Origin of the sequence: Bacillus sp. AFS088145, assembly GCF_002564465.1 — a bacterium.
Lineage (GTDB): Bacteria > Bacillota > Bacilli > Bacillales > Bacillaceae_G > Gottfriedia.
On record NZ_NUUX01000023.1, the window covers coordinates 51894 to 63594 of the forward strand.

10 protein-coding genes and 1 other annotated feature are annotated in these 11701 nt (G+C 34.2%); all 10 genes read right to left on the reverse strand.

The window, feature by feature from the left end; translation table 11 throughout:
- Positions 1-36: 36 nt before the first annotated feature.
- Positions 37-256: a binding site (T-box leader), on the reverse strand.
- Between the two features lie 42 nt (positions 257-298).
- The 10 genes from gltX to COI44_RS15590 all read right to left on the reverse strand — a co-directional run bounded on the left by gltX (position 299) and on the right by COI44_RS15590 (position 11319).
- Positions 299-1759 (reverse strand): glutamate--tRNA ligase, encoded by a 1461-nt coding sequence (gene gltX / locus COI44_RS15545; protein ID WP_098428749.1) that lies wholly within the window; start codon positions 1757-1759, stop codon positions 299-301.
- 42 nt (positions 1760-1801) lie between these two features.
- Entirely contained in the window at positions 1802-2281 is a 480-nt protein-coding gene (ispF, locus tag COI44_RS15550) for a 2-C-methyl-D-erythritol 2,4-cyclodiphosphate synthase (protein WP_098428750.1), read from the reverse strand.
- 11 nt (positions 2282-2292) lie between these two features.
- Positions 2293-2979, reverse strand: a complete 687-nt coding sequence (gene ispD, locus COI44_RS15555; protein ID WP_098428751.1) for a 2-C-methyl-D-erythritol 4-phosphate cytidylyltransferase — start codon at positions 2977-2979, stop codon at positions 2293-2295.
- Between the two features lie 20 nt (positions 2980-2999).
- Positions 3000-4070: a PIN/TRAM domain-containing protein gene (locus COI44_RS15560; RefSeq protein WP_098428752.1), complete on the reverse strand. Its 1071-nt coding sequence runs from the start codon at positions 4068-4070 to the stop codon at positions 3000-3002.
- A 49-nt stretch (positions 4071-4119) separates the two neighbouring features.
- A complete protein-coding gene (gene disA / locus COI44_RS15565) occupies positions 4120-5193 on the reverse strand; it encodes a DNA integrity scanning diadenylate cyclase DisA (RefSeq protein WP_069033593.1) in 1074 nt (357 codons plus the stop codon).
- Between the two features lie 2 nt (positions 5194-5195).
- A complete protein-coding gene (gene radA, locus COI44_RS15570; protein ID WP_098428753.1) occupies positions 5196-6575 on the reverse strand; it encodes a DNA repair protein RadA in 1380 nt (459 codons plus the stop codon).
- Between the two features lie 179 nt (positions 6576-6754).
- Entirely contained in the window at positions 6755-9196 is a 2442-nt protein-coding gene (gene clpC, locus COI44_RS15575; protein ID WP_098428754.1) for an ATP-dependent protease ATP-binding subunit ClpC, read from the reverse strand.
- A gap of 20 nt (positions 9197-9216) precedes the next feature.
- A complete protein-coding gene (gene mcsB, locus COI44_RS15580) occupies positions 9217-10284 on the reverse strand; it encodes a protein-arginine kinase McsB (protein ID WP_069033590.1) in 1068 nt (355 codons plus the stop codon).
- A gap of 5 nt (positions 10285-10289) precedes the next feature.
- On the reverse strand, positions 10290-10838 hold the full coding sequence (gene mcsA, locus COI44_RS15585) for a protein-arginine kinase activator protein McsA (protein ID WP_098428755.1): 549 nt from the start codon (positions 10836-10838) through the stop codon (positions 10290-10292).
- Positions 10839-10857: 19 nt separating this feature from the next.
- Positions 10858-11319 (reverse strand): CtsR family transcriptional regulator, encoded by a 462-nt coding sequence (locus COI44_RS15590; protein WP_069033588.1) that lies wholly within the window; start codon positions 11317-11319, stop codon positions 10858-10860.
- Positions 11320-11701 lie beyond the last annotated feature (382 nt).

Sequence of the window (11701 nt, forward strand, 5' to 3'; positions counted from 1 at the left end):
ATAAAAAATAAAAAGCGTCCCAGTGTACATAACATACACAGAGACGCTTTATGCGCGGTTCCACTCTGTTTAGATAAAATAAATTTATCTCAACTCATGTAATGTAACGGTTTCCACCGCCCTAGCCTACTAAAACGTATTTTTCGGCTAAGGACTCAAGGGGGCACTTCCATGACTACCGTTAAAATCACTTTCACCAATGTGATTCTCTCTGGGTAACGAGTAGCCATTTACTTTTCCCTATCAACATTTTACCTATATGAATATTACTTATATATATTACAAATAAATCAAAATGTTAACCAATTATTTGTTGTAAACGGGCAATAACTTTTTCTTTTCCTAATAAAGTCATCGCTGCTGGTAATTCAGGACCATGACATTGACCAGTTGTTGCAACACGAATTGGCATAAATAACTTTTTGCCTTTTTGTCCAGTTGACTTTTGAACTGATTTCATTGCAGCTTTAATTGAATCAACTGTAAATTCTTCAGAAGCGTTAAGTTCTTCAACTAATGCTGAAAGTACTTCCTTCACTTGCTCTTCAGAAATAACAGCTTGCTCTTCTTCACCGAATGTAAATACTTCTTTGAAGAATAGGCTTGATAATTCTACAATTTCAGCACCAAAGCTCATTTGGTCTTGATATAAAGCTACTAGATTTGTAACCCACAGATTTTCGTCTGCAGTGCGTTCTTCATTTACAAAACCAGCTTTAATTAGATGTGGTAATGAAATTTCTACCACTTTTTCTAATGGTTGCTCTTTAATATATCGGTTGTTAATCCAAGTTAATTTTTGCTTATCAAACATAGCAGGAGCAGAACTTAAACGGCTTGGATCGAAAATCTTAATAAATTCATCCTTGCTGAAAATTTCTTCTTCACCAACTGGTGACCAACCAAGAAGAGCAATAAAGTTAAATAACGCTTCTGGTAAGTAGCCAAGATTTTGATATTGTTCAATAAATTGTAATACAGATTCGTCACGTTTTGAAAGCTTTTTACGGTTTTCATTCACAATTACTGCCATATGACCAAAATCTGGAGCATCCCAATTTAATGCACGATAGACCATTATTTGTTTAGGCGTATTAGAAATATGCTCTTCCCCGCGCAGTACGTGACTAATCTTCATTAATGCATCGTCAACTACTACCGCGTAGTTATAAGTAGCGATTCCGTTCTTTTTAACAAGAACCCAGTCACCGATATCTTTTGATTCAAATTTAATATTTCCACGAACGATATCTTCCCACTCATACGTATCGTTTGCTGGTACTGCAAAACGAATAGTGTGCTCTGCACTTGCTGCTTCTTTAACAGCTCTTTCTTCAGCTGTTAAATGACGGCATTTTCCGCTATAACGTGTAGTTGGATGACCAGCCGCTAATTGCGCTTCACGTTCCGCTGCAAGCTCTTCCTCTGTACAATAGCACTTGTATGCATGACCATTCTCAATTAATTCATTAGCATATTGTTTGTATAAGTCTAGTCTTTCTAACTGACGATAAGGACCGTACTCGCCACCTTTATCTGGACCCTCATCCCAATCAATACCCAACCAGTGTAAATATTTCGCTTGGCTTTCTTCGCCACCTTCAACATTACGTTCGATATCAGTATCTTCAATACGTAATACCATATCACCGTTAAAATGCTTAGCAAATAAATATACGTATAATGCTGTACGTGCATTTCCAATATGTAAATGACCTGTCGGACTAGGTGCATAACGAACTCTTACTCTATTTGACATTTATAGACACTCTCCACTGAATAATTATTATACTTTATTAGTTTAAGCCTTCTTTTGTAACAATACAACCGCTTGGGATGCAATTCCTTCTTTTCTTCCTGTAAAACCTAATTTTTCAGTTGTTGTTGCTTTAACATTAATACAATCAGATGTCGTTTCTAGCAGTTCTGCAATTCGCTCTCTCATTAATTGGATATATGGTGCCATTTTAGGCGCTTGAGCAATAATCGTACAATCCGCGTTAACTAACTCATAGCCTTTATTCTTAACAATATGAAATACATGTTGAAGTAGTTTTGCTGAATCAGCATCTTTAAAAGCTGGATCTGTATCCGGAAAATGTCTACCTATATCTCCTTCACCAATAGCCCCTAATAATGCATCCGATATTGTATGAAGAAGAACATCGGCATCAGAATGACCTAATAAACCTAATTCGTATGGGATCTCAATTCCACCAATAATTAATGGGCGATTTTCTGCAAAAGCGTGAACATCAAACCCTTGTCCAATTCTAAACATGTAAACACCTTCTACCCTCTATATTGTTCATAGATTGTTTCAGCAAAAAACAAATCTTCTTTAGTTGTTACTTTAATATTGTTATAATCTCCATTTACTACAAAAACTTTACTTCCGTTCCATTCAACTAAGCTAGCATCATCAGTTCCTAAATAACCATTTTCGATTGCTTTTCGATGCGCTTCTATTAAACATTTGTATGTAAAAGCTTGGGGAGTCTGTACTCCCCATAGTGTAGAACGATCGATTGTTTCAACGACTTCTTGATCAATAACCTTCTTTATTGTATCTTTCATTGGAACAGCACAGATGACTGCCTCATGTTCATTCATCTTTTCAAGAATCCGCTCAATCACTGCATTTGTTACAAAAGGTCTCGCCCCATCATGTACTAAAATAAAACTTTCAGTATCCTTAATTGAAACTAAACCATTATAAACACTTTCTTGCCTTTCTGCTCCACCTTTTACATAGGTTATTTTATTTTGAATAAAGCTTGGCAAATTTAAAGTTTCAAAGAACTGTTTTTCAGATTCTTTAATCGGTAAGATAATCTCATTGCAACGATGATCTTCGCCAAATACTTTTAAAGTTAATTCAATAATTGGCGAGCTAATTATTTTTAGAAATAATTTATTATAGCCTGCACCCATTCGAGAGCCAGAACCCGCTGCTGGAATGATGACCTTATATTGCATTTTACGTATACCCCTCTAACTTACTTTACTTTTGCAAAAATCATGCGACCAGCAGAAGTTTGTAGTACGCTCGTAACGACAGTCTCTACTCGTTTACCAATTGATTCTTTACCGTCTTCTACAACGATCATTGTACCATCATCTAAATATGCAACACCTTGTAATTTTTCTTTACCTTCTTTTACTACAAAAGCAGTTAATACTTCCCCAGGTAATACTACTGGTTTAATTGCATTTGCTAGATCGTTAATATTCCAAACTTTAATTTGCTGAAGTTCACTTACTTTATTTAAATTAAAGTCATTTGTCACTAAAATACCATTTTTTAATTTAGTAAGCTTTACTAATTTGGCATCTACTTCAGGAACATCTTCAAAATCCCCTTCGTAGATTTCAACTTTCATAGCTAGCTCTTTTTGAATTCTATTTAGAATATCTAATCCTCTTCGTCCTCTATTTCGTTTTAACGTATCTGAGGAATCAGCTATATATTGTAATTCTGCTAATACAAATTGTGGAATCACAATTGTTCCTTCTATGAATCCAGTTTGGCATATATCAGCAATACGACCATCAATGATTACACTAGTATCTAAAATTTTAACTGGAATATCGAATGATGCATCTTGATCTTCAGCAGCCTTTTTCTTGGCTTTTGAAGATAAAGTAAATAAACTCAATAATTCTTCTCTCTTTTTAATCCCAACTTGAAAACCTAAATATCCTAATAAAATCGTAACAACTATTTGAATAATTGATGAAACATACTGTAATCTAATTGAGTCAATTGGCAATGAAATAAGAAATGCCAGAATAAGTCCAAAAACAAGTCCTAAACTACCAAACAAAATCATTGAAATAGGAGCTTTTAATAATTTCTCCTCAATATACTTGATAAACGTTACTGTTGGGTCAACTAACCAAAGCGATAAAATAAAAAAGATCACTGCTCCACTTAAAGCTTGCACATAAGAATTATGCAAAATATTAGGTAACTCTGTTTTTAACAGTTTATCTAATAGTGGAAAAAGTACTAAACCTAAAGTACTTCCGACAAAAATATAAATAACTTGAACGATCCTCTTTATCAATTCGCCACCTCCTTTAAATAAATAATAACTCTATCTTAGACGAAATAACTTAGTTATGTCTATTGATATACAGTTGCTCCTGAATTCGTTTTAATCCTTCTTTGATTTTTTTTGCACGAATTTCACCAATCCCATCAACATCATCTAACTCAGCAAGAGTAGCTTTGTAGATCCCTTTAAGGTGCTTAAATCGCTGTGTTAGATTTTCGATCACTAGCGGTGGTAGTCTAGAAATTTTCATCAACATACGATATCCTCTAGGTTCTACCATTTCTTCAAGATTTGTGTTATTCGGATAACCTAGCAATTTAATAATGGCATGATCCTCTAACAATTCTTCATTTGCCAGTTCTTGGAGTTTTTGCAAAATACTTTTAGGATCTTGCTCCTTACTATAATGATAATCCTTTATTAAAAGTAATGCCTCCTCCTCAAGGTCCGAAATGATTTCAATTAACTGTAATTCAATCAGTCTTCCTTCATCACCAAGTTCAATTACATAGTTATTAATTTCATTTTTAATTCGAAGAACCATTTCTACACTATGTAAGACATTTACAACTTCAAATAATGTAACTAGCTCTTCAAATTCTAAAATACTAAGTGAAGTAATCCCTTGATTCCACACAATTTTATATTTTTCAAGAGTCTGGATCGCCTGATTAGCTTTTGTTAAAATTACGCCGATATCTCGCAGTGTATAGCGCAAATTACCTTTATATAAGGTAATAACATTACGTCTTTGCGAAATAGCAATTACTAAGTTTCCTGTCTGTCTTGATACTCGTTCTGCAGTTCGATGACGCATACCAGTTTCTTTTGTAAAGATTGATTGATCTGGTATCAATTGTGCATTTGCTAACAGGATTTTTGAACCTGTTTCATTTAAAATGAGCGCTCCATCCATTTTTGCTAATTCATATAAGCTAGCTGGAGAGAAAGGGTCATTAATATGAAAACCACCGTCGACCATTTCTTTTGTTTCATCATTAAAGCCAAGTACAATTAGTCCTCCAGTCTGTGCTCTAAGTACATTATCAATGCCATCACGCAATGGTGTACCTGGAGCAATCATTTCTAAAACTGGCAACATTGATTTAGCTTTTTGTTTTTGATCCTCCATCTCTACCCTCCTAACACGTATTTTAATGCTTCATGTACTGTATTAATACCTATTATTTCCATTCCTTCAGGAAAACTCCATCCTCCAATATTTTTTGATGGAATTATTGCCCTTTTAAATCCAAGTTTAGCTGCTTCTTGTACTCTTTGCTCTATTCTAGATACCCTACGAACTTCTCCTGTTAAACCGATCTCACCAATTACTACATCTGTTGGATTAGTAGGTTTATCTTGAAAGCTTGATGCTATACTTACTGCAACAGCTAAATCTACAGCAGGCTCATCTAACTTCAGTCCTCCAGCAACCTTTAAATAAGCATCTTGATTTTGTAATAAAAGGCCCATTCTCTTTTCTAATACAGCCATAATTAACGATACTCTATTATGATCTATACCAGTTGCCATTCGCCTTGCATTTCCAAAGCTCGTTGGAGAGACAAGTGCTTGTAGTTCAACTAGTACAGGTCTAGTACCTTCCATAGAAGCAACAACTGTTGAACCTGCTACTCCAAAAGGTCTCTCTTCTAAGAATATTTCCGATGGATTCAGCACTTCCACTAATCCTAACTCTTTCATCTCAAAAATACCAGTTTCATTAGTAGATCCAAAACGATTTTTAACCGCCCTTAATATTCGATATGTATGATGCCTTTCACCCTCAAAATATAACACTGCATCTACCATATGTTCCAGTAAACGTGGGCCTGCAATTGATCCTTCTTTTGTTACATGTCCTACTATAAAGATCGGGATACCTTTTGTTTTCGCGATTTTCATTAATTCTGAAGTACACTCTCGTACTTGTGATACACTACCAGGAGCAGATGTTACTTCTTGTAAATAGATTGTTTGAATCGAATCAATTACAACAAAATCAGGAGCCATCTCATCCATATATCGAGCTATATAAGACAAATCTGTCTCTGATAAAACATATAATTTTTGTGTAGCGACACCTAGTCGTTCTGCTCTTAATTTTATTTGCTTCTGAGATTCTTCACCTGAAACATATAAAACTTTATGATCCTTTTTAGCCAATTGTGAGGAAACCTGTAAGAGCATCGTCGACTTACCAATTCCCGGGTCACCACCAATTAATACTAATGAACCTAAAACGATACCGCCACCTAAAACCCGATTAAACTCATCGAAAGAGGTTTCAATACGAGTTTCAGTGCCAATTTCCACTTCCATGATTGAAATTGGTTTCGTTCCTTCTACTGTAGCATTTGTATTAAATGTTAGCCTTCTTGAACTAGCAGGTTGTTCTATAAACTCAACCATTGTATTCCACTCGTTACATGCAGGACACTTTCCAATCCACTTAACTGACTCATATCCACAGGATTGACAAACGAATTTCGTTTTATTTTTTTTAGCCATATGTATAGTACCTCTTTTGTTACTATGATTTTCTATATTAATAGAGTATGTATTCTAAGTCTATCCTAACGCTTTTTTGATATAAGAAAAAGGGCTTCACGCCCTTTTTCACAAATTAGATAACTTTACAATTAATTTGTTCACTTATCCTTCATAAAAGGTATGAACTTTGTAATTGCTTATTGATTTACAGTTTCAGCCGCTGATTTTATCAAATATTCGTTATCTTTTACATCAAGAATAACTTTTCGGCCTTTTTCAACATTACCTTTTAATAATTCTTCGGATAAACGATCCTCTACTTGTTTTTGAATTGCTCTTCTTAATGGACGAGCTCCGTATTCAGCATCGAATCCTTCATCTGAAATTTTATCAATTGCTGCATCTGATAATTCTAGTTCAATTTCTTGTTCTTTTAAACGCTTCGTTAAGCTATTAACCATTAAGTGAACAATTTCTTTAATATGTTTCTTCTCTAATGAATGGAAGACGATTGTTTCATCGATACGGTTTAGGAATTCAGGACGGAATGCTTTTTTCAGTTCCTCTAATACTTTTCCTTTCATATCTTTGTAATCTTTTTCTCCATCATTAATATTGAATCCAACATATTTATTTGTTTTTAAAGCACTTGCTCCAACGTTTGATGTCATGATAACAAGTGTATTTCTAAAGTCAACTGTGCGGCCTTTTGAATCAGTTAATCGACCATCTTCTAATACTTGAAGTAGGATATTAAATACGTCTGGATGAGCTTTCTCAATTTCATCTAATAGTATTACTGAGTAAGGTTTACGTCTAACTTTCTCAGTCAATTGACCACCTTCATCATATCCTACATATCCTGGAGGTGCTCCTACTAAACGAGATGTTGCGTGTTTTTCCATATACTCCGACATATCAATACGAATCATCGCATCTTCATCCCCGAAAATTGTTTCAGCTAATGCTCGAGCCAACTCTGTTTTACCTACCCCTGTAGGACCTAAGAAAATAAATGAACCAATTGGTCGTTTTGGGTCTTTTAATCCAGCTCTTGCACGTCTTACAGCTTTAGAAACTGCAACTACTGCTTCTTCTTGACCAATTACTCGTTTATGAAGAACACTTTCCATATTTAACAGTTTATCTGCCTCTGTTTGAGCAAGTTTTGTAACTGGAATATTCGTCCATGATGATACAACATTCGCTATATCCTCTACAGTTACTTCAGTATTTTCTTTACCTTGTTTCTCTTTCCATTGACGTTTCGTATCTTCTAATTGTTCACGTAATCTTTGTTCTGAGTCTCTTAATGATGCTGCTTTTTCAAATTCCTGACTTTGAACAGCTGCATCTTTCTCTTTACGAACTTCCTCTAATTTTAATTCTAATTCTTTTAAATTTGGCGGTGTTGTAAAGCTACGTAGTCTTACTTTAGAACCTGCCTCATCAATAACATCAATTGCTTTATCCGGTAAGAAACGGTCTGTAATATATCGATCAGATAGTTTTACAGCTTCAATAATTGACTGATCAGAAATTGATACTCTATGATGTGCCTCATAACGGTCACGTAAGCCTTGAAGAATTTGAATTGACTCCTCTACACTCGGCTGATCAACTTGAATTGGTTGGAAACGACGCTCTAACGCAGCATCTTTTTCGATATATTTACGGTATTCATCAATTGTTGTTGCACCGATGCATTGTAGTTCACCACGTGCTAATGATGGCTTTAAGATGTTAGATGCATCAATTGCACCTTCTGCTCCACCTGCACCAATTAATGTATGAAGTTCATCAATGAAAAGAATAATATTACCAGCTTGACGAATTTCGTCCATTACTTTTTTCAGACGATCTTCAAATTCACCACGGTACTTAGTTCCAGCTACGACAGTACCCATATCAAGTGTCATTACTCGCTTATCTCTTAAAATTTCTGGTACTTCATTATTAACAATTTGTTGAGCTAATCCTTCTGCAATAGCTGTTTTACCTACACCAGGCTCACCAATTAATACTGGATTGTTCTTAGTGCGTCGGCTTAACACTTCAATTACTCGCTGAATTTCTTTACCACGCCCGATTACAGGATCTAAGCGACCTTCTCTAGCTGATACAGTTAAATCACGAGCTAAGCTGTCTAATGTCGGTGTGTTTGCTTGATTAGCAGATCCATTTTGATGATTAGACGAGCTTTCATTGCTACCTAATAATTGAAGAACCTGTTGACGAGCTTTATTTAAGCTAACACCAAGATTATTTAATACTCTTGCTGCTACGCCTTCTCCTTCTCGAATTAATCCTAAAAGGATGTGTTCTGTTCCTACATATGAATGCCCTAATTTACGAGCCTCATCCATTGATAATTCAATCACTTTTTTAGCTCTTGGAGTGTAGTGTACTGTTTGAGCGACTCCTTGGCCACGTCCTATTAATGTTTCTACTTCTTGTTGTACTTTTTCTGGGCTTAATCCAAGAGCAAGTAATGCTTTAGCAGCAATCCCTTCTCCCTCTCGAACAAGTCCTAGTAAAATATGTTCTGTACCTATATTTGAGTGTCCAATTCGGATTGCCTCTTCTTGAGAAAGAGCTAATACTTTTTGAGCACGTTCTGTAAATCGACCAAACATCATAATTGGTTCCTCCCATATAATTAGTTATTTTTATTAGATAGTCTTTCACGTATTAGCGATGCTCTTTTAATATCCCTTTCTTCGGGAGTAAGCTGATCACCGACATACTGTTGTAAAATACCTGGTTGAGTTAATATCATTAATTCATGTAAAAAGTTTTTAGACAAACCATCAATTAAACCTAAATCAATTCCTAATTGTACATCCGATAAACACTTAGCACTTTCCTTTGTTTCTATTATTCTTCCGTATTTCAATGTACCTAAAGAACGAAAGACTCGATCTTCTAAAAGAATTAAAGAAGTTCTGGCAAGTGCATCTCTTGCTGATTTCTCGTGTTTGATCAGTTGTTGAACAATTGTCGTTAAATCTTCTATTATTTCTTCTTCCGATTTCCCTAATGTTATTTGATTCGAAATCTGAAAGATATTACCTAATGCTTCGCTACCTTCACCATAAATTCCTCTTACTACTAAACCAAGTTGATTAATAGTAGGTATTAAACGGTTAAATTGTTTCGTGATGACTAGTGCTGGAAGATGCATCATCACTGATGCCCTTAATCCGGTACCAACGTTAGTAGGACAGCTGGTTAAATAACCAATTGTTTCATCAAAAGCATATTCAAGCTGACTCTCTATATAATTATCAATATGATTCGCTTGAGTAAGTGCCTCTCTAAGTTGTAAACCTGGAAATAGAGCTTGAATTCTTAAATGGTCTTCTTCATTAATCATAATGCTAATTTGTTCATCCTGAGATAAAATACATGCACCATGTACCGACTCTTGAACTAAATTAGGACTTATTAAGTGTTTTTCAATTAATACTCTTTTCTCTACTGGTTCTAACTTATTAATTTCAATATATTCAAAAGGTCCGTTTGGTAAAGCTGTACTACCTTCAAAATAATGTTTAACTAAATGACAAATTTCTTTAGCCTTGTCTTGACTAAGTAAAGTTGGATACAAATATGCACTGAAATTTCTAGCTAACCTAATACGACTACTTAAAACGATATCATCATCTGGACCTTCTTGTTTCATCCATGGACTGATGGCCTCATTAATAATTCGATTAATAGACATGTAACTTACTCCACCTCCTTTTGAAGGGCTTGTAAATCTTTTTCAATTTCACGAATTTCATCCCGTATCTTAATTGCTTGCTCAAAATCTTCTTTATCAATAAAATTTTGCATTTGAGATTTCAAGTCTTGTAGCTTCCTTTTCAAGGAGATCGCCCCATTAATCTTTTGAGGTATTTTCCCTGTATGCGATACATTACCACTATGAATTCTTTTAACAATTGGTTTCATCTGATCCATAAATGTTTCATAACAAGTAGAACAACCTAAACGTCCAATTTTAGTAAATTTTTGAAAAGTCATCTTACATCTAGGACATTCAATTTGGGAATCTTGATGAAATTTATTTTTCTTCATTTCATAAATACCAGTATTACCTTTAAACAATCCAGCTAACAAATCATTTACAGAATAACCACCTATTTCAGAAAAAATATGTTTATTATTCGATTCATTTGAGCATTTCTCACATAAGTGAATATCTGTTTTCTCACCATTAATAATTTTAGAATAGTGTAATGTTGCCGGACGTTCTTGACATTCTTGACAAATCATTATGGGCAACCTCCATATTCTATTTATACTTCAAACTTCTTAGCATTGCCTTAAACATTCTTGCTCTTAACTCGTCTCGATAAGGCAAATTAACCATTATTACTGAACGATCTAATACACTTAACATCATTTTTGCTTCTCGCCCAGTAATTACATTTTTTTCAAGTAGTAGACGAATATAGTCCTCTGAGCTAGACTGTGCAATATTATTAGTAAAGCTACTTAATATTTGATCAATCACGCTCGCTTTATCATGAAATTGCACTTTAATAATTCGAATATACCCGCCACCACCGCGTTTACTTTCTACTACATATCCTCTTTCTAATGTGAATCTAGTATTAATTACATAATTTATTTGAGAAGGTACACAATCAAATTTATTCGCTATTTCACTTCTTTTTATCTCGACATAATCTTTATCGGATATGTCAAAGTAGTGCATTAGATATTGTTCAATAATATCTGATATATTCTTCATCTATTTACCACCTTTACTGACTTTGACTATCTTTGACTATTATTATATTCCTTTCATGAAAAATTTCAACTATTATCTCTTTACCATTTTTTCCAAACGATACAGCTCTTAATCTTTTTTTACATATTAAGAATTGTATAAATTGGTAGCCTAGAAGAAATTGGCGTATTTTTCAATTTTGGGTATTAAATACAAGTGCTATATCCTCTCTGTCTTTACCTAAAGGCTCGCCATTTGGCGATTTTTCTTTATCAGTATATATATATATATGTTATACAATTCTTTTAAGAAGCTTTTTTTCCTTTTTACTTTTATTAAAAAAATTATTAACTTCATCTATTTCATTTGAGCAATTTTAGGTAACAAAAAAAACATCAGCCTA

Bases quoted from the DNA above. Each gene is read 5' to 3' on its own strand.
- gltX (WP_098428749.1), bottom strand. From the start codon at position 1,759: ATGTCAAATAGAGTAAGAGTTCGTTATGCACCTAGTCCGACAGGTCAT.
- ispF (WP_098428750.1), bottom strand. From the start codon at position 2,281: ATGTTTAGAATTGGACAAGGGTTTGATGTTCACGCTTTTGCAGAAAAT.
- ispD (WP_098428751.1), bottom strand. From the start codon at position 2,979: ATGCAATATAAGGTCATCATTCCAGCAGCGGGTTCTGGCTCTCGAATG.
- disA (WP_069033593.1), bottom strand. From the start codon at position 5,193: ATGGAGGATCAAAAACAAAAAGCTAAATCAATGTTGCCAGTTTTAGAA.
- radA (WP_098428753.1), bottom strand. From the start codon at position 6,575: ATGGCTAAAAAAAATAAAACGAAATTCGTTTGTCAATCCTGTGGATAT.
- clpC (WP_098428754.1), bottom strand. From the start codon at position 9,196: ATGATGTTTGGTCGATTTACAGAACGTGCTCAAAAAGTATTAGCTCTT.
- mcsB (WP_069033590.1), bottom strand. From the start codon at position 10,284: ATGTCTATTAATCGAATTATTAATGAGGCCATCAGTCCATGGATGAAA.
- mcsA (WP_098428755.1), bottom strand. From the start codon at position 10,838: ATGATTTGTCAAGAATGTCAAGAACGTCCGGCAACATTACACTATTCT.
- COI44_RS15590 (WP_069033588.1), bottom strand. From the start codon at position 11,319: ATGAAGAATATATCAGATATTATTGAACAATATCTAATGCACTACTTT.